At 47.9% G+C, this 22981-nt stretch carries 19 protein-coding genes and 2 pseudogenes; 15 read left to right on the forward strand and 6 right to left on the reverse strand.

Annotated elements, in window-relative coordinates; translation table 11 throughout:
- Positions 1-169: 169 nt before the first annotated feature.
- Positions 170-577: an RrF2 family transcriptional regulator gene (locus EBB54_RS24000; RefSeq protein ID WP_004073488.1), complete on the reverse strand. Its 408-nt coding sequence runs from the start codon at positions 575-577 to the stop codon at positions 170-172.
- A 208-nt stretch (positions 578-785) separates the two neighbouring features.
- Here EBB54_RS24000 and cysK point away from each other — a divergent pair, with 208 nt between their 5' ends.
- The 3 genes from cysK to EBB54_RS24015 all read left to right on the forward strand — a co-directional run bounded on the left by cysK (position 786) and on the right by EBB54_RS24015 (position 5516).
- Complete coding sequence (cysK, locus tag EBB54_RS24005; protein ID WP_125129284.1) at positions 786-1715, forward strand: cysteine synthase A; 930 nt, start codon at positions 786-788, stop codon at positions 1713-1715.
- Positions 1716-1865: 150 nt separating this feature from the next.
- Positions 1866-3170, forward strand: coding sequence for an O-acetylhomoserine aminocarboxypropyltransferase/cysteine synthase family protein (locus EBB54_RS24010; protein ID WP_125129285.1), 1305 nt, complete (start codon positions 1866-1868; stop codon positions 3168-3170).
- A gap of 174 nt (positions 3171-3344) precedes the next feature.
- Positions 3345-5516, forward strand: coding sequence for an extracellular solute-binding protein (locus EBB54_RS24015; RefSeq protein WP_125129286.1), 2172 nt, complete (start codon positions 3345-3347; stop codon positions 5514-5516).
- Between the two features lie 93 nt (positions 5517-5609).
- On the opposite strand, the gene EBB54_RS24020 is transcribed toward EBB54_RS24015, so the two are convergent.
- The 3 genes and pseudogenes from EBB54_RS24020 to EBB54_RS32555 form a co-directional block, all read right to left on the reverse strand.
- A complete protein-coding gene (locus EBB54_RS24020) occupies positions 5610-5774 on the reverse strand; it encodes a DUF4368 domain-containing protein (RefSeq protein ID WP_243127792.1) in 165 nt (54 codons plus the stop codon).
- A complete protein-coding gene (locus EBB54_RS24025; RefSeq protein WP_243127793.1) occupies positions 5755-5973 on the reverse strand; it encodes a prolyl oligopeptidase family serine peptidase in 219 nt (72 codons plus the stop codon). The genes EBB54_RS24020 and EBB54_RS24025 overlap by 20 nt, the downstream gene beginning before the upstream one ends.
- Positions 5974-6786: 813 nt before the next feature.
- Positions 6787-6858, reverse strand: a pseudogene (locus EBB54_RS32555) (hypothetical protein); the annotation flags it as partial.
- A gap of 165 nt (positions 6859-7023) precedes the next feature.
- On the opposite strand from EBB54_RS32555, the gene EBB54_RS24035 reads away from it, so the two are divergent.
- Genes EBB54_RS24035 through EBB54_RS24065 form a run of 7 tightly spaced genes read left to right on the forward strand, consistent with a single transcriptional unit; the run spans position 7024 to position 15532 of the window.
- Positions 7024-7545 carry an RNA polymerase sigma factor gene (locus EBB54_RS24035; RefSeq protein ID WP_004073504.1) on the forward strand — a complete coding sequence of 174 codons (522 nt, stop codon included), beginning with the start codon at positions 7024-7026 and terminating at the stop codon, positions 7543-7545.
- A 17-nt stretch (positions 7546-7562) separates the two neighbouring features.
- Positions 7563-9056, forward strand: coding sequence for a DUF4179 domain-containing protein (locus EBB54_RS24040; RefSeq protein ID WP_125129287.1), 1494 nt, complete (start codon positions 7563-7565; stop codon positions 9054-9056).
- 58 nt (positions 9057-9114) lie between these two features.
- A complete protein-coding gene (locus EBB54_RS24045; protein WP_125129288.1) occupies positions 9115-11268 on the forward strand; it encodes an extracellular solute-binding protein in 2154 nt (717 codons plus the stop codon).
- Between the two features lie 13 nt (positions 11269-11281).
- Complete coding sequence (locus EBB54_RS24050) at positions 11282-12160, forward strand: carbohydrate ABC transporter permease (RefSeq protein ID WP_125129289.1); 879 nt, start codon at positions 11282-11284, stop codon at positions 12158-12160.
- Positions 12160-13014, forward strand: a complete 855-nt coding sequence (locus EBB54_RS24055) for a carbohydrate ABC transporter permease (protein ID WP_125129290.1) — start codon at positions 12160-12162, stop codon at positions 13012-13014. Before EBB54_RS24050 ends, EBB54_RS24055 begins: the two co-directional genes overlap by 1 nt.
- A gap of 9 nt (positions 13015-13023) precedes the next feature.
- A complete protein-coding gene (locus EBB54_RS24060) occupies positions 13024-14481 on the forward strand; it encodes an efflux RND transporter periplasmic adaptor subunit (protein ID WP_125129291.1) in 1458 nt (485 codons plus the stop codon).
- Entirely contained in the window at positions 14468-15532 is a 1065-nt protein-coding gene (locus EBB54_RS24065) for a hypothetical protein (RefSeq protein ID WP_125129292.1), read from the forward strand. The genes EBB54_RS24060 and EBB54_RS24065 overlap by 14 nt, the downstream gene beginning before the upstream one ends.
- A gap of 55 nt (positions 15533-15587) precedes the next feature.
- Here EBB54_RS24065 and EBB54_RS24070 read toward each other — a convergent pair whose 3' ends face one another.
- Positions 15588-15905, reverse strand: a complete 318-nt coding sequence (locus EBB54_RS24070; protein ID WP_330554599.1) for a PD-(D/E)XK nuclease domain-containing protein — start codon at positions 15903-15905, stop codon at positions 15588-15590.
- A gap of 309 nt (positions 15906-16214) precedes the next feature.
- Between EBB54_RS24070 and EBB54_RS24075 the strand changes: the two genes are divergently transcribed.
- From EBB54_RS24075 to EBB54_RS24095, 5 genes and pseudogenes are all read left to right on the forward strand, one after another.
- A complete protein-coding gene (locus EBB54_RS24075; protein WP_125131010.1) occupies positions 16215-17912 on the forward strand; it encodes an AAA family ATPase in 1698 nt (565 codons plus the stop codon).
- Positions 17913-18032: 120 nt separating this feature from the next.
- Positions 18033-19724, forward strand: a complete 1692-nt coding sequence (locus tag EBB54_RS24080; protein WP_193554410.1) for an AAA family ATPase — start codon at positions 18033-18035, stop codon at positions 19722-19724.
- A 108-nt stretch (positions 19725-19832) separates the two neighbouring features.
- Entirely contained in the window at positions 19833-20291 is a 459-nt protein-coding gene (locus tag EBB54_RS24085; protein ID WP_243127794.1) for a GNAT family N-acetyltransferase, read from the forward strand.
- Between the two features lie 98 nt (positions 20292-20389).
- Positions 20390-20890 (forward strand): annotated as a pseudogene (locus EBB54_RS24090) (KilA-N domain-containing protein); the annotation flags it as partial.
- Positions 20891-21081: 191 nt separating this feature from the next.
- Entirely contained in the window at positions 21082-21549 is a 468-nt protein-coding gene (locus EBB54_RS24095) for a YbhB/YbcL family Raf kinase inhibitor-like protein (protein WP_125129296.1), read from the forward strand.
- Between the two features lie 122 nt (positions 21550-21671).
- Here EBB54_RS24095 and EBB54_RS24100 read toward each other — a convergent pair whose 3' ends face one another.
- Complete coding sequence (locus EBB54_RS24100; RefSeq protein ID WP_004073516.1) at positions 21672-22964, reverse strand: ATP-binding protein; 1293 nt, start codon at positions 22962-22964, stop codon at positions 21672-21674.
- Positions 22965-22981: the final 17 nt, after the last annotated feature.

Raw genomic sequence — 22981 nt, forward strand, 5'->3', positions numbered from 1 at the left:
TCTATTTGATGATGGTGTTGAGGCAGCAGAAGCGTTTTAAAAGAGAATGGAAGAAAAGCGGAGAGTGTGGAGGGCTCTCTGCTTTTTTTACTGGCCGGATGCTTTGCAGCAAAGTGCAAGGCACCGTGAACAGTAACCAGTTGCTTCTGTCTGAGACTGCAGAGATTTTCTATAAGCGCCCCTCCATCAGATCCTCCAATGTAATCCCATAGAAAAAATCATGGATCAGCGTATCATATTTTTTCCATAACGGCAAAGTGATGCAGTCCCCGCTTCTGGGGCAGGCTTCCGCCTCCGGCATAAGACAGGCAACCGGGGCGAGGGTACTCTCTGTCAGTTCTATAATTTCGCCCACGGTATATTCTCCGGGTAAGCGGGTCAGCCTGTACCCGCCGCCCTTTCCGCAGAGTCCCTTCAAAATATTGCCCTTCACAAGGATTTTTAAAATGATTTCCAGGTATTTTTCGGAGATTTCCTGCCGCTTCGCGATTTCCTTCAGCGGAATATACTCCTCTTCCTGGTGCTGCGCAAGATCAATCATGACCCTGAGCGCATAGCGTGCTTTTGTTGAGATCATAAAAAAATACCTCCAGCCTTTTTCTAATTATATGGTTAATTGGAAAAAATTTCAATAAAAATATATAAACCTATTGACATAGTAGGTAAATGGTAGTAATATACATTCGATGATTGATAAAGTAGAAATGGAATGTATGCTTATCACTTCATTCTGGTAAAGTGACAGAGTATGAAGAAATCCTTCTGAACAGGAAAAGGAGAATAAAATGGCAAAATATTACAAAGGTTCATTAGGGCTGATTGGACACACTCCGCTGGTAGAGATTGTGAATATTGAGAAGGAGCTAAGCCTGAAGGCATCTGTTCTGGTGAAGCTGGAATATTTGAACCCGGCAGGAAGCGTAAAGGACAGGATTGCGAAGGCAATGCTGGAGGATGCCGAGGATAGGGGACTCTTAAAAAAGGGTTCTGTGATTATTGAGCCTACGTCAGGAAATACGGGTATTGGTCTGGCTTCGATCGCGGCGGCAAAGGGTTATCGGATCATCCTCACCATGCCGGAGACCATGAGTGTAGAACGGAGAAATATTTTAAAGGCATATGGCGCGGAGGTTGTCTTGACGGAAGCAGCGAAGGGAATGAAGGGGGCGATTGAAAAGGCGGATGAGCTGGCGAAGGAGATTCCGAATAGCTTTATCCCCGGGCAGTTCGTCAATCCGGCAAACCCGGCAGTCCACAGGGCGGCGACAGGACCGGAGATCTGGGAGGATACGGATGGGAAGGTAGATATCTTTATCGCGGGTGTGGGCACCGGCGGTACGGTTACAGGAGTCGGCGAGTATTTGAAAGAACAGAACCCGGATGTAAGGGTCGTGGCGCTTGAACCGGCAGATTCTCCTGTATTGTCGGAAGGAAAAGCCGGAGCACATAAGATCCAGGGGATCGGAGCGGGATTTATACCGGACGTATTGAATACCTCAGTATACGACGAGGTATTCCAGGCGAAAAATGAAGATGCTTTTGCAGCGGCAAAGCTGCTTGCCAAAAAGGAAGGCATTCTGGTCGGGATTTCTTCTGGAGCCGCGCTGCACGGCGCGATCGAGCTGGCAAAGCGCCCGGAGAATGAAGGCAAACTGATCGTGGCATTATTGCCGGATTCCGGTGACAGATATTATTCAACGCCCTTGTTCTCATGACATTTTCGTGGCAGAATAAGAAGGCAGGACAAATAAAACATAGTGTGTAAAAAGGAATCCAACTGTGCGGCTGCATGCAGGTGAGCTGTCGGATTATCCAGCCGGTCAGTTGGAAATGATTATCGAAATGGATGAAGGAGGACAATCAAGATGGCAGATATTAAAGATTCTAAAAACTGGGGATTTGAGACAAGGCAGTTACATATCGGGCAGGAGCAGGCGGACCCGGTGACAGACGCCAGGGCGGTTCCAATCTATGCGACGACTTCCTACGTATTCCATGATTCACAGCACGCGGCAGACCGCTTCGGACTCCGTGACGCAGGGAATATTTATGGAAGGCTGACCAATCCGACCCAGGATATCTTTGAACAGCGCATCGCGTCCCTGGAGGGCGGCGTGGCAGCGCTTGCGGCGGCGTCGGGCGCGGCAGCGATCAGCTATACATTTCAGGCACTGGCAAAATCAGGGGAGCATATTGTGGCGTCCAAGACGATCTACGGAGGAACCTACAATCTGCTGGCGCATACGCTCCCGCTGACCAACGGTGTGACCACGACCTTTGTGGATCCGGAAGAGGAGGGTTCCTTTGAGGCGGCGATCCAGGAGAATACAAAAGCAATCTTTGTGGAAACGCTGGGGAATCCGAATTCCAACCTGGTTGATCTGGAAAAGCTGGCTCAGACCGCGCATAAGCACCAGATCCCGCTGGTCGTAGATTCTACATTCGCGACGCCGTACCTGATCCGCCCGATTGAGTATGGAGCTGATATTGTGATCCATTCCGCGACAAAATTTATCGGGGGCCATGGGACAGCAATTGGCGGCGTGATCATTGACAGCGGCAATTTTGACTGGAAGGCATCCGGCAGATATCCCTGGATTTCGGAAGCAAATCCAAGTTATCATGGGGTATCCTTCTCCGAAGCGGCGGGGGCGGCAGCCTTCGTGACCTATATCCGTGCGGTGCTCCTGCGGGATACCGGCGCCACCCTTTCCCCGTTCCATGCGTTTCTTTTCCTGCAGGGACTGGAGACATTGTCACTGCGTGTAGAGCGCCATGTGAGCAACGCGCTGAAGATTGTTGAGTACCTCGCAAACCATCCTCAGGTGGAGGCGGTGCATCATCCGTCGCTGGCAAGTGAGCCAAGCCACGATTTATATAAGAAGTATCTACCCAATGGGGGCGGCTCGATCTTTACGTTTGAGATCAAAGGCGATGCCAAGACAGCCCAGAAATTTATCGACAACCTTGCCATCTTCTCATTACTGGCAAATGTGGCGGACGTGAAGTCGCTGGTGATCCACCCGGCAACCACCACCCACAGCCAGAGCACGGAGGAGGAGCTTGTGGAACAGGGAATCCGGCCGAATACGATCAGGCTTTCCATCGGGATTGAAAAGGCAGAGGATCTGATCGCTGCGTTGGAGGCGGCGTTTGAAGCGGTGAAGTGAAATAGCAGAAGTATATGACGAAAACGGAGAGCTTGGGCGCCCTCCGTTTTTTTCTGCAAAAAAATGAATCTGTTGATTGGAACGTAGGGCTTCGCAGCCGGATGCCCTTGGGTATATTCAATGAAACACTTTTCCACTCTCATTTGTCTATCTTATAGAAAAGGAGGTAGACAAATGAGTAAAAAGATCACAAAGTTCATCTGTTTTCTGGTCACGGCGGTTATGCTGTGTTCCTGCTCCGCGAAAGGCGGGGATGATGTGGAAAAAGGAAAGGACCCTGCAAAATCCGGAGAAAAAACAGAAGCAGCTGCTGAGGGACAGGCATCGTCCGGGAAGCTGTCCTGGCGGAAGACGGAGATTCAGATTCCTGAGGGCGCTGCATATATCAATTCGCTGAATTATCTGGCGGACGGAGCCATTCGGATCAATTCGACAGATCAGGACGGCCAGAATGCGGCGGTGTGGGACAGCCGGGACAATGGGGGAACCTGGGAAAATGCGGATGCGGACATGAGCCTGACCTCGGAATACGGTTATCATTATTCCGCGGAAGGGAACCTGTATATATTTGACAATGAAAGGCTGGCCATATCCGCAGGCGACGGTACGGAATCCCAATCCATCCATGCGGGCGAGAAAGAGATGCTCTTTGATGCGGCGATGGCGGGCAACACATTGGCGGTACTGGTTTCTGATCAAAATAACCGGCTCCGTCTGGATATCTACGATCTGGACACAATGTCCTGCAGGACGCTGGAGAACGGGGAACTTTCCCAGTACCTGAACTCACAGTCCGTAGGAGGTATTGCGCTGGACAGCTCGGGAGAAATCCTGTATCTGAAGATCGAAGAAATCAAAGGGATAAAGCTTGCACGGTATGACCTGAAACAGGATCAGCTTGAAAGCCTGGCAGACCAGGATACAATGAACCGGCTGCTGAACCGGGAAGAAAAAAACGGACTGCCCAATCCGAGGGAAGAGGTTTTTCTCTCCTTTGCGGTAAATGACGCGGAGGACAGGATGGTTGTGTGCATGATGGACTTGGTGAGCAACCAGACAAAGCTTTATCTGTGCGAAAAGGGAACCTGGGAGGAGGAGAGGAAAACCGCTTCCGAGGGAGGTCTGCGGATCTACAGCTTAGATTTACGCGGAGGAACCTCGGTTCGCCAGGCGGCTGCACTGTTTCAGGAAATGCACCCGGAGCTGGAGGTCAGCTATGAGACAGGATATACCGGGGAAGACGGGGTGACCCTTTCGGATGCGATCAGGACGCTGAACACGGAGCTGATGGCTGGGGAAGGGCCGGATCTTTTGATATTGGACGGACTTCCTGCGGACAGCTATGCGGAAAAAGGGATTCTGGAGGATTTGACGGATATCGTGGAGCCGGAGAAGGAAAAGTATTTTTACAATATTATTTCCGCCTATAACGGCGGGGGAAAGATCTATAAGGTGCCGACCGCCTTCAGTGTGCCGGTGCTCCTGGGAGACGGGGAGATTTTGGCCGCAGAAAATATGGATCAACTGATGGATGTATTTGAAAAGAAGGCAGACACCGGAATCCCCTTTATCACCCCGGAAAACTTTGCCGGGACGGCAGGCAGCCTCTTTATCACCTCTGATATTCTGCAGGAGACTGTGGACGAAGGAAAGCTGGCGGATTTTTATAAGGATCTGGAAAAGCTGGCCGCTCAGAGCATGACGGACGGGGAACGGCAGGAATTGGAGGAGTATAACCGGATGACCTATTGGGCAGAAAATTATCCCATATGTTCACAGCCGGAGCTGGAGTTATATTATGGAGAGGCCCAGGCCGGGGCAGACAAGCTTTCTATATATGAGGATTATATAAGGATTCTTGCCCTGCGCCGGGACAAAGGGCTGACATACCAGTACCTGAACAGGGAAAAAGGAAATTACTTTATAGCGGAATCTGTGCTTGGAATCAACAGCGCCGGAAAAAATCCTGAAGCGGCCAGGCAGTTCCTGACATATTATCTGTCAGGTGAAGCCCAGAGAACCGACCTTTTTTCAAGCTTTTCCGTCATCCGCAGTGTGATGGAAGGCAGGGATTATGACAAGTACATTTCAGAAAGCGGGGAGTCTACCGGATCAATATCCAGAAAAGATACCCCGGATAAGATGATGTACCTCAATAAGATAAGGCCCGCGGAACTGCAGGAGCTGACCGCCTTTTTCGAGGGCTGCAGCCTGCCGGTCAGGGACGATTCGGTGGTGCTGCGAAAGGTGATGGAGCAGGCGGACGCCTGCCTGTTCGAAGGAAAAGATCCGGAGAGCGCGGCAAAAGAAGTGTGCAGCGAGGTGAATCTGTATTTGAGCGAATAGCGTTATAACCATTATGGAAAAAGGAGCGCCCTTTTTAGGCGGAAGCCCATAAGGAAGTATATCAAGTCTCCGGCAAAACCGGCGTGGCATAGGTCATGCCGGTTTTTCTGTGCCGCTGACTGGCTCCGGTTTGTGAATCAGCTCATTCACTGTGGAAGTATTCAGTTCCTGCAAATCAGAATATCTGTCTGCTAACTGGAGGAAACGCCCTACATCGGTAATCTGTCCGGCCTCGTTCTCAATGTAAATAAGCTGCATATAAGTCCGGGCGCATGGATACAGCCTGCGACATAGTTTCTCCGCCAGGGGAATATCCGGCAGCATATACTTTGTCGCAATCCACCGGAAAATTATCAAGAAAACAATCTGTTAGTTCAATAGCTTGTCTAGCGAATGTTTCACCCCAATCGGCAAGCTGCACTGAAACAACAATCATATCTTTTGCGTTACTGTTCACACCCTCGCCGGGTGCTCACAGCAACTCTTTTGTTACATTGTCAAGTGGTGAATTCAATTATTAGGACAGGTTTTCTCAACTTCCTGAAATTAATTCAATATCTCAAAGGAATGATGTTATTCGGGATTTAGCAAAAATCCGGTATAGAATGATTTCAGCGGAAAGTTCCGCCTGATTTGACAATTCCGTATAAATCTGCTAAGATATATTTACATAAAGGTACTGCCGATAGACGGCTAGTCCGAATTTAAGCAAACAAAAATAGTCGCCTTAGTTTTGCGGACTGGGGGCGGCTATTTTTGTGGTTTATTATTATCCTTGCTTCCGATGGCGTATCCGAGACCGAAGCAGGTCAGGCATAAGCCAAGCACTGAAATCAATCCTTCAATCGTCAACATCCACTCAGCCCTCCTTTCCCAGATTCCTGCAAGCAGGTTTCTATGTAATCGGAGGGTCACAGTCCCTCCGTAGAAGAACTAGCCGCCTACCGTTATGGCAGTACCCGTATGAATATTTTATCAGAAAATGTCGGACGCTACAAGATGGTTTTCCGGCTTTTTTATTTTCCCACTTGCCAACCCGCCAAAACAGAGAAATCCGGCTGCTGATTGACCGGTACGTCAGCGAGCAGAACGCGCTGGGCTCCCGGTTTGGGATGTCGCCTACCTGTTGGGGTTTTCCGACTGCAAGGCCATGTTTTTGGGGAAATGCCTGCCGACAGAAGTAAAAGAAATGACCGCAGAACTTAACTGAAAAAAGTGCCAGACAGGACGGAAAGGCTGCCATGCAGCCCTTCCGCCCTGTCTCTTTCGTTTAAATGAATATCCATGCCTCCAGATCCGCTTCTGTATAAGGTTCCTCCGGGACAATCTCATAAAGGTCTGCCGTTCAGACCATCCTCACATTTGTTGGGCTACTGCTTTTACTGCGGCACTCCTTTTTCTATGCAAATTTTTCTGGAAAATTAATCTTTTTTGAAACGCTTTTGGCCCTCGGGTTGTCTATCATATATAATAGATAAAAAAGGTAAAAAAGAGGAAGGCAGAGAGAATGGAAAGGGATCTGATCAAGCGTGCAAAGCAGGGGGATCAGGACGCGTTTTTAAAACTGATGGATTCCCAGATGCAGACCATGTATAAGCTTGCGTGGACTTATCTGAAAAATGAGGACAATGTGGCGGACATTGTTCAGGACACGATCCTGACTTGCTTCGAAAAGCTGCCCACATTGCGGGATGAAAAATATTTTAAAACTTGGATGATGAAGATCGTGATCAACCACTGCAAAAATGTATTAAAGAAAGAGAAGAGGATTGTGCATATGGAATCGCTGCCAGAAGAGGCGTTTGTGGAGCGGGAGTACAGCAACAGGGAGTGGAACGAGATGCTTGATTCGCTGGGCGAGAAGTATCGGACAATCCTGCTGCTTTATTATCTGGAAAATTTTAATACGCGGGAGATCAGCCAGATCCTGGATATGAACGAAAGTACGGTAAGGGTCCGGCTGAAACGGGGACGGGACAAGCTGGTGAAGGAGTACAGCTTCGTGTCTCCGGCAGTCAGTGTTTTATGAAAGGGGGCTGAGAGAAGATGTCTGATTTTCGCAGAATCCATTTTGGAAAAAAAGGGAAGATAGAGGAGCAGATCCGGGCGCAGATTCAAAAGGATGCAAAGATCCCGGATCAGGTATATAAAAGCGCCGAAAATGCGTACCGGATGATACTGGAAGGCGCGGTTCGCCAGGAACGGCTGGAGGAGAAGGCAAATGCGGAGCATGTCTCAAAAAGCCTTTCGACCGTGTGCCGCCGAACCGGAGAGGATGCGCTGCATGATAATAGGAAGAAGGTTTCTCCATTGCTCCACAGGCTCGCATACGGGATGGCGGCGGTTCTGGCAGTCTGCGTGCTTGCAGGCGCGGCATTTCCGATGCAGGTTCGGGCGCTGCCTGTTGTGGGCAGTATTTTTGAGCGGATACAGAAAGCGGTGGGATATGAAAACCTGTCGGAGTACGCCAAACCGCTGACAGGGGATGGAGAACCGGATGAGGCGGATTCTGATGCAGAGGGCCATAAGAACACAAGAACAAAAGACCGAGCAGAGCCGGATGCAGAGAACGTTCCAGGTGCGGGCACAAAGAACCGCACAGAACCGGATGCAGAGAACGTTCCGGGTGCGGGTACAAAGGATCGCACGGATTCCGCCACGCAGGGCTATACGCAGACAAACGGAGACATGACCGTGTCCGTTTCCGAGGTATATGCAGATCCGGAGGTCATCTATCTGTCCATGATGTTCAAGAGCAGGGAACCATTTCCGAAGAGCTTCTACTATTCGGGCGGCGATGAAAAGATTGACGGAAAAGTGGCTATGACTTTATATGCAAATAAGAAATACAGCTTTATGAAGGATGTGGATATGGAATTTTGGTGCGGCCGCAATATTGAGACAATTGTAGAGGGGCTCATGGTCAATGAAAACACATACGAATTTTTGTGGCGGATTGATCTGGCCAACGATCTGGGACAATACCGGAGAAATGTGGACAAAGATGCCGCCGTACCCGAAGAATTTTCACTGGACATAGAAATCGACCAGATTGATTCACTGCGTTCTATGGAAAAATCGTACTTCGGGCCATGGAATTTTAAAATTCCAGTCCAGGTGGACGACAGCTCCAGGGAAACCATGGAGGTTCATGAAACCGGTGAGACGGGAGCGGGCCTGATCTCGGTTGAAAAGACGCCCTTTGAGATTACCACGCGGGCCGTGAAACCGACGAAGGCAGGATATAAGGTAGTAGTCCTGGACGCAAAGGGAAATAAGCTGCCCAATGTTCTGCAAAATGAGTTCTGGTCTGATCAGGCAGCGGACGAGATGCGTGAAAAATGGAGAATAGAGGGGCATGACGTTTCTTCGGTGGAGGTATTTGTCCTGGGAAAAGATTTTTATGAAAATGTGTACTCGACAGGCATCTGGAGCCGGGCCGACTGGGAGGGCAATGAGAAGAAACCGAAGGAAGAAAAGCTGGGAACCCTTCTGAAGCAGTATGCGGAGTACCATAAGGTGATCCGGTTTGGTTCCTGACAAAGCGCATGAGCAGGCAATCATCTGCTGCGCAGATGGTTACAAAGGAGGAATTAGTTTGAAGAGGAAAATATCAGGACTTTTGGTATTTTTTATAGCGGCTTTTATATGTTCTTGTTCCTTAAAAGGCAGCACCGGTGCAGGAAAAGACGGGGCTGCGGGGGAACAGGGGCAGGAAGGCGGGGCTGCGGAGGATGGGGTGTCCGGAGAGGAGGCCTGGAATCGGACGGAGCTTCAAAACCTGGACGGTGCGGCGTGGAGCGGCGCGTTAAAATATCTGGCGGACGGGACGCTGCGGCTTTCGGTGATGGATCAGGAATATGAGAATGCACAGGTATTGGACAGCAGGGACAACGGGGAAAGCTGGCAGGCGGCGGATGCCGATATGAGTCTGACAACGGGACAGGAATATGAATATACCGGGAAATATTATTCCGCAGAGGGAATCCAGTATGCCTATAGTGAAACGAAACTGATTTTACAGGGCGGGAAGGGAACAGAAACAAAAGAAATCCATGCGGAGAAAGGCGAAAGATTTTACAACGCAGCCGTTTCGGCAAATACATTGGCGGTTACGGTTTTCAACGATGAATACCAGCAGTTACGTGCAGAGTTCTATGACCTGACGGAAATGGAGCGCAGGCAGCCGGACAACCCGGAGCTTTTGGAATACATGAAAACTGCGGCGGATTTTGCAGGGGGAGAGATCGCGCTGGACAGCAGCGGGACAGTCCTTTATATCTATGGGGACGGGATTGGACGCTATGATCTGGTGGAGGACAAGTTCAGCCTTCTGATCGAGAGAGACTTGTATGATAAACTGATGAATCCGAATGAAAAAAACGGTCTGATCCATGATGTTGGGTTACTGACTTCATTTGCGGTAAATGATTCGGAAGATAAAATTGTCATGACCGTTTGGGACTCCATATCACAAAAACCGAGACTATATCGGTTTGACAGGGGAATCCGGAAGCAGGAGAAGCAGGCTTCAAAGGACAAACTGCGAATCTACAGCCTGAAGCCAAGTTCCATCCGGTATGCGGCTACCTTTTTTCAGGAAAAATATCCGGAGCTGGAGGTCATTTATGAAACAGGCTGTACCGGGGAGGACAGTGTGACGCTCACGGATGCGGTTCGGACTCTGAATACGGAGCTGATGGCAGGAGAAGGACCGGATATTCTGATTCTGGACGGACTGCCCGGGGACAGCTACCGGGAAAAAGGGATATTGGAGGATGTGACGGAAATCGTGGAGCCGGAGAAAGAAAAATATTTTTACAATGTGATTTCTGCCTGCAACGAAGGAAATACAATTTACCAGATACCTACGTATTTCAACGTGCCGGTGATCCTGGGAGACGCGGATGTGCTGGAAGCAAAAAACCGGGACGAGCTGATGGAGATTTTGCGGACGAAGTCTGGTGTTGGAATCCCGTTTTTGTCATCGGAAAATCTTGCGGAAGCTGCAGTTCAATTGTTTGCTGTATCCGGTATTCTGGAGGAAACGGCGGACGAGGAGAAGCTTTCGGATTATTACCGCGACCTGGAAACCATCGCCGGGCTGTGCTTTTCAGACGGGGAGAGGGAAATTTTCAGCGCATATGACAAAATGACCTATTGGGCGAAACAGTATCCGGACGCGCTATTTGACCCGGAGCTGGATATTTATTTTGATAAGGCGCAGGCGGGGATCGGCAGGATCAGAGATCTTGGAAATTATATGAAAACCCTCTCCGTATGTAAGGAAAAAAATCTGTCATACCAATATTTGAACCGGGAAAAAGGAAATCATTTTATAGCGAGGGACGTGATCGGAATCAACCGCGGCGGAAAAAATCCAGATGCGGCCAGGCAGTTTCTTCAATATTGTTTGTCCGGGGAGGTACAGAAAAAGCAGGAGCTTCCGGATATTTCCATTGTCCGGGATGTACTGGGAGGAGAAAGGTATGTTTCGGAAAATGGTGAATATGCGGGCCGGGTATCCAGAAAATATACCCCGGATGAGATCATGGACCTGTACAAGCTGACGCCTGCGGAGCTGGAGGAATTGATCACATTTTTCGAGGGGCTTGATACCCGGGTGAAGGACGACGCGGTGGTGATGCAGAAGGTGATGGAGCAGGCGGATGCCTGTGTGTTCGATGGGAAAGATCCGAAGAGCGCGGCGGCGGATGTCTGCAGAGAGGTGAACCTGTACTTAAATGAGTAGAAAGAGAAAATAAATGAGTAGAAAGAGAAAAGGATGCCGCAGGGCTGCGCCGGGGGTTGGAGAGCGGTGGGGACTGGTGTTTGTCCTTCCCAGCCTTATGGGGGTGCTGGTATTTTATGCAGTCCCGTATCTGGATGTGATCCGCAGGTCATTTGTCCGGACACTGACGGGAGAATTTACCGGAATCGAAAATTTCCGCCTGGTGCTGGGCAACCCGGCATTTCGGCTTGCGGCGGCGAATACGGGAAAAATGATGGCGGTCAGCGTTCCGGTTTTGGTTGTATTTTCACTGATGCTGGCGGTGCCCCTGCAGAAAGGGGTCCCGGGGGGAAGGTGGTTTAAGAGCGGACTACTGATCCCTATGGCAATTCCGGTGGCGTCGGTGGTACTGCTCTGGCAGTGCATTTTTGCGAAACAAGGGTTTTTGAACGGGTTTCTGAACCTGTTTGGAATCCCGGGGACGGACTGGATGAATACAAAGTATGCCTTTGCAGTCCTGGTGTTCAGCTATGTATGGAAAAACCTGGGCTACAGCGTCATACTCTGGATCGCGGCGCTGGAAGGGATTCCGGCGGAGATCAACGAGGCGGCGCGGATGGACGGGGCGGGGGAATGGGTGATATTTTTCCGGATTACAATCCCCAACCTGTTCTCTGCACTTTTTACGATCACGGTGCTGTCGCTGATCAATTCCTTTAAGGTGTTCCGGGAGGCGTATCTGGTGGCAGGAGATTATCCGGATGAGAGCATTTATATGCTGCAGCATTTGTTTAATAACTGGTATCGGAACCTGGATGTGGATAAGATGGCAGCAGGCGCGGTGCTCAGCGGGACGGTGCTGCTTATTCTGGTGTGTCTGTTTTGGAGGAAATGGGAAGGGGAGGAAGTGTGATGCTGTCATTTTTTCTGGGGGCGCTGGCTTTTGTCTGCTGCTATCCGATTATTTTTTTGCTGACAGGGGCTTTGATGGGACAGGGGGAGGCGGCGGAAAATCTGAGGGCGATATTTGCAGGGGGCGGGGGCTTTGCGTCCTGGTCATGGATTCCGTTTCAGCCGACGCTTCGATCCTATGTGGAACTGATCTTTGATACTCCGGATTTTTTTGTGATGTTCTGGAGTTCCATGAAGATTACAGTCGGAATCCTGCTTGGGCAGGTGTTATTTAGTATTCCGGCGGCATGGGGATTTGCCAGGTACCGGTTCCGGTTTCACAGAGGGCTGTTCTTTTTATATATCGTTATGATGATGATGCCGTTTCAGGTGATGATGCTTTCGGATTATCTGGTGATCCGGCAGATGCAGCTTATGAATACGATGGGGGCGGTCATCCTTCCGGGGATTTTTTCCACCCTTCCGGTGTTTATCATCTGCCAGTTTTTCAGGGAGATACCGGAGGAGCTGCTGGAGGCGGCGCGGATTGACGGAGCCGGGGAAGGGGCGATTTTTTTCCGGATCGGTCTGCCCCTTGGAAAGGCCGGGATCATCTCGGCGCTGGTGCTGCAGTTTCTGGAATGCTGGAATATGCTGGAACAGCCAATGGCATTTTTAAAAACGCCGTCCTTGTGGCCCTTGTCTATGTTTCAGCCACAGATTACGTCGGAGACAGCGGGGGCGGCATTTGCGGCGTCGGTGTTTGCGCTGCTTCCTGCAATCTGGGTATTTTTGGCCGGATATGATTTTTTGGAGCAGGGGATTCAGGCGTATTATGGGAATTGCCCGCACGAGAAAGCTGCTCAGGATGGGTGAGGTGGAGAGATGAGACAGAGGATGATGAAGGCAGGTGTTTTACTTTTGGGATTGATGATCCTGTTTACAATCATTTCCAGAACTGCCTACAATATGAGTACTGCCCAGGTTTCTACGAAAAAACCGGAGCCTCAGACATTTACCCCGGATGTGTCGGCCCGGGGGACTGTGACCGGCCGGGAGGAAATCGCCGTATCTGCGGAGGAAAGCCTGCGGGTGAAAACGGTGCATGTCACGGAGGGCCAGGCTGTGGAGGCCGGGCAGCTCTTGTTTGAGGTGGATCTGCAGGATTTGATGGAGAAAATGAAAGAGAAGCAACAGGAGTTGTATTCTCTTGACCTGCAGATCCAGGGGGCTGCGGAGTCAGTAGCATTTTCAGAGAAAAGCCGTCAGTTGATATTGTCCCAGGCACAGGAGGATTATAACCGTACTGCGGCCAGGGAAAATGCGGCGGTGGACGGGGCGCAGGCTGAACTGCGGCAGGCACAGGAGGTATATCAGAATTTTATTGCAGGTTCCTCGCAGACAGGCGCTGCCGAGCTGTACAGCGGTTCGTCAAACTCGGATCAGGCGGGCGTTGTCCAGCCGGATTCCAATCAGACAGCGGAGGAACTTCTCGCCGCCGTGCAGGAGAAGCAGGCGGCGTTTGACCAGGCCGTGCAAACCAGGGACGAGTCTTTGTATCAGGCGCAGAAGGCGTTGGATTCGGCGAATCTGGGAGAGGCAAAGGATTATTCCGTGGAGCAAAGCCGGATTACACGCGGGCAGAAGGAGGAGGAGATTGCCAGGCTGCAGGCTCTGATGGATGTCCAGGGCAGAGTGACGGCTCCGTCAAAGGGAATGGTGACGGAAGTAGGCGTGAAGGCGGGCAGCACGACGTCGGGAGGGGGAGATATCCTGCTGTCGGATCTTTCAGGCGGAGCAAGCCTGACCGTGACATTTTCCGAAGATATGCGGAAATATATCCGGGAGGGCACGCAGGCGGTTGTGACGGCTGAAAACGCTCTGCCCGGGCAGCAGGCCGCCGCAGAGCGGGTAACCATTCAGACGATAGCGGACAGCAATATGTCCGGCAGCGCAGCAGGCGGCATGGAAGCAGGAGCCGCAGCCACGCAGCAGCCGGGAGGCAGTTTTAGGGTGACGGTTCATTTATCATCGGAGCTTTTTTCGGCCGGGGAACCGGCAGTTTTGAAGGTGGAAGCACAGGTAAGCGATTATGATTCCTGTGTTTTGGCAGAGGCGCTTCATCTGATGTCAGGAGATCAGTATTATGTAAATGTGGCTGAGAAAAGGTCTACGATTCTGGGGGAAGAATGGGTGGTGCGCCAGGTCAGTGTGAAATTGCTGGAGAAAAATGAAACGTATGCTGCGGTGGAAGGGATTTCATCCGGGCAGGAGGTGATAACAGAATCCTCCCGTACCCTGGAGGAAGGGAGCAGGGTGAAGGTGGACCATGAAACGGATTGAAACCGGGGGCGGAAAAAAATGGAGAGAATGGTGTCTGTTTTTCTTTTTCGGCGTCGTCACTCTGCTGTGTTTTGCAAATGCGGTCCGCTCTGCAGAGTTCGTAAAGCTGCAGATGTCTGAATTGGAGTTTGTGTCTCCCGGCCAGAAGGGTGCGTTGGACTACGCAGGAGCCAGGTCTGTCTGGGAAGAGAACCAGAAACGGGAGCATCCCCTGGAATATGTGAACTGGACGCAGACAGACGGGGTGCAGGTATCTGCGCCAGGCCTTGGAACGGCGGAAGAGTGCAGCGCGCTGTTTCTCTGCGGACGGTCGGATCTGCTGTTTCCGGGCTATGCCGTGCTGGATGCGGAGTCCCGGTACGGCTGCCTGCTCAGCAGTGCATTGTCCGGTAAGCTGTTCGGCGGGAAGGATACCCGGGGACTTACGGTAGAAGCGCAGGGGAGGACACTGGAAGTACTGGATGTGATCGAGAGCAGGGAGGTATTTCTGGTCTGTGAAGCAGGAGAAAATGATCCATGCAATTTTGACCGCGCGGCAGTGAACTGCAGGTCGGGAGAAATCGGTAAGACGGAGGAAAGCTATCAGCAGTTATGCGGCGGCTGGAAACGAATGGAGAGCAGGGTGCTTGTCTGGGTCACCCAAAGTGCCTGTTTTTTGATTCCTTGTATATTGTGGATCTATCTGGCGTATTATTGCGCGGAAATGCTGCGGACAGCCAGGCGGTCCGAGCGGGCTGACAGGATGGAAAAAATAATCTGGACATTTCTGCTGTATCTGGTGCTGGCCGGGGGAATCCTGGTGCTGATCCGGGGAGTGCAGATTCCTGAGGATATGATTCCCACAAAATGGTCGGACTTTGAATTTTGGACGGAATACGGAAAAAAGCTGGGGGCGTCGTGTCGGCTTTTGATTTGGTCAGAGAAAAAAATACCGGATTTCCCGATATGGAAAGAATTTGCCCGGACACTGCAGTGGGCGGCGGGGGCAGCTGCGGGGGAGACGGTATTTCTGCGGGGATTTTGGAGAATGCAGCGGAGTAAAAAGAGTTAGATGCTCAAAGAGCATCTAACTGCGAAGCTGGAAAGTCTTTCGTCGAAATTCCTGGTTACAGAGACTCCCTCAGCACTTCGATTTTGCACCCATGCACCTTTGTCTTTCTGTCATAAGCAATCCCAACCCCGAGGATTCTTCCTGTATACCTGCTTTCTTCTCCAAGCGTTCCTTCAAATTTTAACGCATATTTTTTATCCCTGATTTGCTGGATCGCCTCTTCCGGCGTACGATCTACCTTCAATTCCAGAATGATCCCATCCGCATGTCTGTCAATCTCCGGATAAAAAATGTAATCCACGTACCCGATCCCTGATTTATCCTCACGTTCAATCCGGTAAAAATCTCTGGCGGCAAGGTATACAAGATTCACTATGGCAGTCAGATCCGTTTCATGATTATACGTCAGTAAAGGGACTTCTGTATTATGCGCAAATTCCAGGATTTCAAGCACAGTTCTACGTAAGGCTGGTCTTTCAGCAGGTTGCTCAGAAAATCAATGTATTCCGCCCGATTTTTGTCTGTTACAAAATCCCTGTGAAAAATGACAGCAATGAATATCTTTGCTGCATAAAAATGGTGATTGCATTTTATATGGAGATTCGTATACAATGGATATATATTGCAAAGGAAGTTGATGAATCTAATTATATGCGGAAGGGGCAGGAATATGGGCATTGGAATGAAACAAAAGAATGTGCTGCCGATAGGAATAGAAAACTTTGAAGAAATGCTGAAAAGCGGATATTATTACGTCGATAAAACAATGTTCATAAAAGAACTGTTAGATTTAAAAGGAAAAGTGAACTTGTTTACCCGTCCCAGACGATTTGGAAAAACATTGAATCTGAGCATGCTCCGCTACTTTTTTGAGGATACCGGGGACGCAGGAAAAAACGTGCGGAATAAAGAGCTTTTCCGGAATTTGAAGATCATGGATGCCGGAGAAAAGTATACCGGTCAGATGGGAATGTATCCGGTGATCAACCTGACCTTGAAATCAGCAAAGCAGCCGGTTTTTGAATCTGCATACAGCAAGATGAAACTTGAAATTGCCGATGAATTTAAAAGGCATTCCTATATACTGGAAAGCGATAAAATAGACGATGATGCGAAAAGTTTATATCATAAAATCGCAAACGGAACGGCAGAATATGACGACTATTCCGGCGCATTGAAATTTTTGAGTAAATGTCTTTATGAAGCAGCCGGGAAGAAGACGGTTATTTTGCTTGATGAATATGATGTTCCGCTGGAAAATGCTTATTTCAGAGGATTCTATGACCAGATGGCAGATTTTATCCGCTCTTTGTTTGAATCAGCTTTAAAAACAAATGATTTCCTGCGGTTTGCCGTGATTACCGGGTGTCTGCGGATTTCAAAGGAAAGCATATTTACAGGATTGAATCATTTGAATATCATTTCCGTACTTGACAAAAAATATAGTGAACATTTCGGATTCACGGAGCCGGAAGTATTACAGATGATGAAGTATTATCAGGTAGAAAAGCGTTTTTCGGCAATGAAAGAATGGTACGATGGCTATAGATTTGGATCTGTTGAGGTTTACAATCCCTGGAGTGTCATAAAGTTCCTGTATGATTTGTGTTCGGATATCAATGCCTTTCCTCACCCTTACTGGATCAATACCAGCTCGAATGATATTATAAAGGATCTGATCGTAAGGGCAGACAGGGAAACGAAGGGGCAGATTGAAGTACTTTTGAGCGGAAAGACGCTGGATATTCAGGTGCATGAAGAGGTAACCTATGAAGATATGCGTGGCAGCAGTGAAAATTTATGGAATTTCCTTTATTTTACAGGGTATCTGACAAAGGAAAGCGAGTATTTTAAGGATAAGTATATTTTCCTGAAGGTTCGCATCCCCAATACGGAAGTAATGACGATTTATGAAAATACCATTCTCAACTGGATGAAGGAAATGATAAAGAAAGAGAATTATCATGAGCTGTACCGCGCGATGGAAGAGGGAAATGCAGAGAGGGTAAGGGATATTTTAAACGGGCAGCTTTTTAGTACGATTAGTTTCTTCGATAACGCAGAAAATTATTATCATGGTTTTTTGACCGGTATTTTGAGTCAAAGCGAGAATTATTTTGTAAAGTCGAACCGGGAATCCGGAAAGGGCCGTTCTGATATAATGGTAAAAAGCCCGTCCCTGCGGGGCAGGTCATTTGTCGTGGAGGTAAAAGTGTCCGCATGTATTGATGATCTGGAAGACGATGCGGAAAAAGCGTTGCAGCAAATATATGAAAAGGACTACAAGGAAGAGCTGCGTTCGGAGGGGTATAAAAAAATTGACTGCTATGGAATCTCTTTCTTCCGGAAAGACTGTGAAGTGCGGTTCGGAGCTGACTGAGCGCAGCAGACGGGTTTGCGGACTGCCGTTCTGAACAGTTATAAATAATGATTTTGAGGGTATAACGGCGAAGAACTGTGAGCCGTGTTAGAGAAGCAAGGCTTCAGGGAGGTGAAAATGATGAAAAAACCGTTGCCTGTAGGTGTTGATAATTTCGAAAAAATAATAACAGAGGGCTATTGTTACATCGATAAGACGATGATGATTAAAGAACTGCTGGATCTGAAAGGGGAAGTGAACTTGTTTACCCGTCCCAGACGATTTGGAAAAACATTGAATCTGAGCATGCTCCGCTACTTTTTTGAGGATACCGGGGACGCAGGAAAAAACGTGCGGAATAAAGAGCTTTTCCGGAATTTGAAGATCATGGATGCCGGAGAAAAGTATACCGGTCAGATGGGAATGTATCCGGTGATCAACCTGACCTTGAAATCAGCAAAGCAGCCGGTTTTTGAATCTGCATACAGCAAGATGAAACTTGAAATCGCCGATGAATTTAAAAGGCATTCCTATATACTGGAAAGCGATAAAATAGACGATGATGCGAAAAGCTTATATCATAAAATCGCAAACGGAACGGCAGAATATGACGACTATTCCGGCGCATTGAAATTTTTGAGTAAATGTCTTTATGAAGCAGCCGGGAAGAAGACGGTTATTTTGCTTGATGAATATGATGTTCCGCTGGAAAATGCTTATTTCAGAGGATTCTATGAACAGATGGCAGATTTTATCCGCTCTTTGTTTGAATCAGCTTTAAAAACAAATGATTTCCTGCGGTTTGCCGTGATTACCGGGTGTCTGCGGATTTCAAAGGAAAGCATATTTACAGGATTGAATCATTTGAATATCATTTCTGTACTTGACAAAAAATATAGTGAACATTTTGGATTCACGGAGCCGGAAGTATTACAGATGATGAAGTATTATCAGGTAGAAAAGCGTTTTTCGGCAATGAAAGAATGGTACGATGGCTATAGATTTGGATCTGTTGAGGTTTACAATCCCTGGAGTGTCATAAAGTTCCTGTATGATTTGTGTTCGGATATCAATGCCTTTCCTCACCCTTACTGGATCAATACCAGCTCGAATGATATTATAAAGGATCTGATCGTAAGGGCAGACAGGGAAACGAAGGGGCAGATTGAAGTACTTTTGAGCGGAAAGACGCTGGATATTCAGGTGCATGAAGAGGTAACCTATGAAGATATGCGCGGCAGCAGTGAAAATTTATGGAATTTCCTTTATTTTACAGGGTATCTGACAAAGGAAAGCGAGTATTTTAAGGATAAGTATATTTTCTTGAAGGTTCGCATCCCCAATACGGAAGTAATGACGATTTATGAAAATACCATTCTCAACTGGATGAAGGAAATGATAAAGAAAGAGAATTATCATGACCTGTACCGCGCGATGGAAGAGGGAAATGCAGAGAGGGTAAGGGATATTTTAAACGGGCAGCTTTTTAGTACGATTAGTTTTTTCGATAACGCAGAAAATTATTATCATGGTTTTTTGACCGGTATTTTGAGTCAAAGCGAGAATTATTTTGTAAAGTCGAACCGGGAATCCGGAAAGGGCCGTTCTGATATAATGGTAAAAAGCCCGTCCCTGCGGGGCAGGTCGTTTGTCGTGGAGGTAAAAGTGTCCGCATGTATCGATGATCTGGAAGACGATGCGGAAAAAGCGTTGCAGCAAATATATGAAAAGGACTACAAGGAAGAGCTGCGTTCGGAGGGGTATAAAAAGATTGACTGCTATGGAATCGCTTTCTTCCGGAAAGACTGTGAAGTGCGGTTCGGAGCTGACTGAGCGCAGATATTCACCGGGATTTTATACCTTATGACCGGCCGAATGGCCATGATGGGGTGCCCTTGGGTATAATTTTCAAAATGGAGCGATTTGATAATATGTATTTAGATGGGACAAAAGAATATGGTGATCAGGTTTGCAGAAAACAAAGATTTAGATCTGCTCATTCAATATGACAGACATATTTCAGATGAAGAAATCAAAAATTCCATATTGCGGGATCATATTTATATTGCGGAAGAAAACGATCAGTTTATGGGATGGCTCAGATACAATCTGTTCTGGGACAGTATCCCCTTTATGAACATGCTGTATGTTTTGGAAAATTACAGAGGAAGGGGAATCGGCAGGCAGATCGTCATATTTTGGGAGGAGGAAATGAAACGGCAGAGATATAAAACGCTTCTGACTTCAACCCAGGCAAACGAATATGCACAGCATTTTTATTTCAAACTTGGGTATGAGGCCGTGGGCGGCTTTCGGCTGGGCAGCGATCCTTATGAAATGATATTTTCGAAGAGTATGTCCAGGGAAGCGGAGAATTTAGGGCAAGTTAATAAATTATAGACCGTATAGATGAAAGGATTTTATATGGGAAAACTAAATGTTGACGGAACAGAGATACAAGTCTTACAGATTGAAGAAGATGATTATATCTCTTTAACCAATATGGTGGAACATATGCATATAAAGATATTGCGTTTGAATTTGCAAGCTGGGTATCTCCGCAGTTTAAATTGTACCTTATCAAGGAATTTGAGAGGTTAAAGAAAGAAGAACAGGCTTTACTTGGATGGAGTGCTAAGAGGGAATTGGCAAAAATAAACTATTGGATACATACTGATGCAATCAAAGTTAATCTTATTCCGTCAGAACTTACGCCACAGCAGACTTCTATCATTTATGCATCAGAAGCTGATGTGCTCAATATGGCATTATTTGGCATGACAGCGAAACAATGGCGGGATAAGAATCCTGACAAAAAGGGTAATATCAGAGATTATGCGAGCATAAATGAATTGATATGCCTTTCAAATATGGAAAACATCAATGCAGTACTGATTGAAGATGGGGTGAACCAAAAAGAACGTTTAATAAAACTTAACAAAATTGCCATACATCAGATGTCTATTTTAGAAGAGCAAATTACAAAGGTCTTAAAGTGATTTAATTCCCCCGAATTCGGGGGAATTAAAATTACTACAGTTCAAGGCTGTCTCCTGCTGTATGGAACAGTATTGGCATAATAGCTATACAGCCGAAGTGACTGATTCCAGTCAGATAAAAACTGTTAATCAGCTTCTTACAAGCTTCGCTTGACGAATCTGACTGTGAATAGTAACAGATGGAGGAAAAAATGAAGAATCATAATTTGGAATTTGAATGTACAGGACTGGAACACGGGGGAAGATTTCCTGTAGAAAATACAGGACGGGGCGAAGATATTTCACCGGAATTTGTGATAAAAAATTTGTCTGCGCACGCGGTTACTCTCATGATCACCCTTGAGGATCTGAGCCATCCGATCAAAGATTTTACCCATTGGGTTATCTGGAATATTCCGGCGGCAGATAAAATCGGCAAAGCGATTCCGGCGGGGAGAACGATCCCTTCCCTGCAGGGGGCGGTACAAGGGATCGGGTACGGATTTCACCGCTATGCGGGCCCAAAACCGCCGAAAGGAAAAAAACACCAATATCGTTTTACAGTGTATGCGTTGGACTGCAGGCTGGACTTGAAAGCGTCCTCTTTCAAACGAAAGGTTCTCAGGAAAGCAAGAACCCATATCATTCAGCAGGGAAGTATCTGCGGATATTTTGAATGAAATATATGATACAGTGCACACCCTGACCGGACGTGCACTGTATTAGAATCCGGCTTGTGTGAAGGTTATCTGCGGGAAGGAGCCGGATGTATCCGCGGAATTTCAAAAACAGTGTCTATGCTTCAATTTTTCAGACACGCGATAGGAATGATTTTCACCCCGTCCTCTCTGGTATAGGCCATATTGCCCCCAGTTATAATCATCAATAAATCAGGCTCCCGGAGCTTACATTGCTGTTCTTTTTCGTTATATTTTCGGATCAGTTCCTTTAACTGCAGCAAATGTGCAGCACCTTCTTCAATTTCCCGGCTTCCAAGCTTAAATTCAATCAGCGCGTATTTTCCATTGTCCAAATGGAGCACTGCATCAGCCTCCAACCCATAGCGGTCATGATAATAGGATATCCGCCCTCCCAAAGCCTGAGAATATATTTTCAGGTCGCGAATGCAGAGACATTCAAAAAGGAAGCCAAACGTCTTTAAATCCAGCTGCAGTGCATCCGGAGTCAGGCCCAATACCGCGATTGCGATAGAAGGATCGACAAACTCCCGCTTTTTGCCCGCACGGATTACCGTTGCCGATCTGATTGCCGGGCACCATGCTTCCAAATCTTCCAGCACAAATAAACGTTCCATAGCATTGATATAACTATCCATTGTTGCCATGGACATGCTGTCTGCATTTGCGGAAACGTCTTTGTATATGTTTGTTTTTTTAGCCAGCGTTGAAATGTTTCTGGCATAGGAACGCAGGATGATCCGTGCCCATTCGGGATTTCTCTGTATTCCGTCTACGGTAGAAATATCAGATTCGCAAATATTATTTACATAATCTTTCGCCGTAAGTAATGCGATCGCTTCGCTTTTTTTTCGGAGTGTTGCCGGCCAGCCGCCTCTGGAAGCCGCATAGATTAAATCTTCGATTTTCATATCGGACATGATTCCATCAATGTCAAGAGAAGGATCTTCGAATAATTCACTGACGGATATCTGCCCATTGGATTCCCCGGATTCATACAGGCTCATGGGGTACATTTTTAACCTGGTGATCCTCCCGGTTCCTGTATGCAGAATCTGGCTGTTATCTACGGAAGTTGAGCCTGTCAAAATAAATAATCCTTCCTGTTTCTGTCTGTCCACTTCCATTCTGACCGAGTCCCAGAGGACAGGTGCATCCTGCCACTCATCAATCAGCCGGGGCTTTTCACCCTTTAACAATAAAGAGGGCTTTGTATTTGCAGTTACAAGATATCCCTCACGCATGTCAGGGTCCTGCATCCGAATAACGCTTTTTGCCTTTTGTTCTCCTGTTGTCGTTTTCCCGCACCATTTTGGGCCAACGATCAAGGTGGCTCCAAATGCCTCCAAACGTAAGCCTAATTCTGCATCCACGATTCGATTGATATAATTCTCCATGCGATCCCTCGTTTTCT

This window comes from Schaedlerella arabinosiphila, from assembly GCF_003885045.1.
In the GTDB taxonomy this organism is placed as follows: Bacteria; Bacillota; Clostridia; order Lachnospirales; family Lachnospiraceae; genus Schaedlerella; species Schaedlerella arabinosiphila.

What these genes read in the sequence shown, in the direction of transcription:
- EBB54_RS24075 (WP_125131010.1), top strand. Translation starts at nt 16,215, where the DNA reads ATGAAACAAAAGAATGTGCTGCCGATAGGAATAGAAAACTTTGAAGAA.
- EBB54_RS24010 (WP_125129285.1), top strand. Translation starts at nt 1,866, where the DNA reads ATGGCAGATATTAAAGATTCTAAAAACTGGGGATTTGAGACAAGGCAG.
- cysK (WP_125129284.1), top strand. Translation starts at nt 786, where the DNA reads ATGGCAAAATATTACAAAGGTTCATTAGGGCTGATTGGACACACTCCG.
- EBB54_RS24040 (WP_125129287.1), top strand. Translation starts at nt 7,563, where the DNA reads ATGTCTGATTTTCGCAGAATCCATTTTGGAAAAAAAGGGAAGATAGAG.
- EBB54_RS24080 (WP_193554410.1), top strand. Translation starts at nt 18,033, where the DNA reads ATGAAAAAACCGTTGCCTGTAGGTGTTGATAATTTCGAAAAAATAATA.
- EBB54_RS24100 (WP_004073516.1), bottom strand. Translation starts at nt 22,964, where the DNA reads ATGGAGAATTATATCAATCGAATCGTGGATGCAGAATTAGGCTTACGT.
- EBB54_RS24050 (WP_125129289.1), top strand. Translation starts at nt 11,282, where the DNA reads ATGAGTAGAAAGAGAAAAGGATGCCGCAGGGCTGCGCCGGGGGTTGGA.
- EBB54_RS24000 (WP_004073488.1), bottom strand. Translation starts at nt 577, where the DNA reads ATGATCTCAACAAAAGCACGCTATGCGCTCAGGGTCATGATTGATCTT.
- EBB54_RS24095 (WP_125129296.1), top strand. Translation starts at nt 21,082, where the DNA reads ATGAAGAATCATAATTTGGAATTTGAATGTACAGGACTGGAACACGGG.
- EBB54_RS24060 (WP_125129291.1), top strand. Translation starts at nt 13,024, where the DNA reads ATGAGACAGAGGATGATGAAGGCAGGTGTTTTACTTTTGGGATTGATG.
- EBB54_RS24065 (WP_125129292.1), top strand. Translation starts at nt 14,468, where the DNA reads ATGAAACGGATTGAAACCGGGGGCGGAAAAAAATGGAGAGAATGGTGT.
- EBB54_RS24035 (WP_004073504.1), top strand. Translation starts at nt 7,024, where the DNA reads ATGGAAAGGGATCTGATCAAGCGTGCAAAGCAGGGGGATCAGGACGCG.
- EBB54_RS24085 (WP_243127794.1), top strand. Translation starts at nt 19,833, where the DNA reads ATGGGACAAAAGAATATGGTGATCAGGTTTGCAGAAAACAAAGATTTA.
- EBB54_RS24055 (WP_125129290.1), top strand. Translation starts at nt 12,160, where the DNA reads ATGCTGTCATTTTTTCTGGGGGCGCTGGCTTTTGTCTGCTGCTATCCG.
- EBB54_RS24020 (WP_243127792.1), bottom strand. Translation starts at nt 5,774, where the DNA reads ATGCAGCTTATTTACATTGAGAACGAGGCCGGACAGATTACCGATGTA.
- EBB54_RS24015 (WP_125129286.1), top strand. Translation starts at nt 3,345, where the DNA reads ATGAGTAAAAAGATCACAAAGTTCATCTGTTTTCTGGTCACGGCGGTT.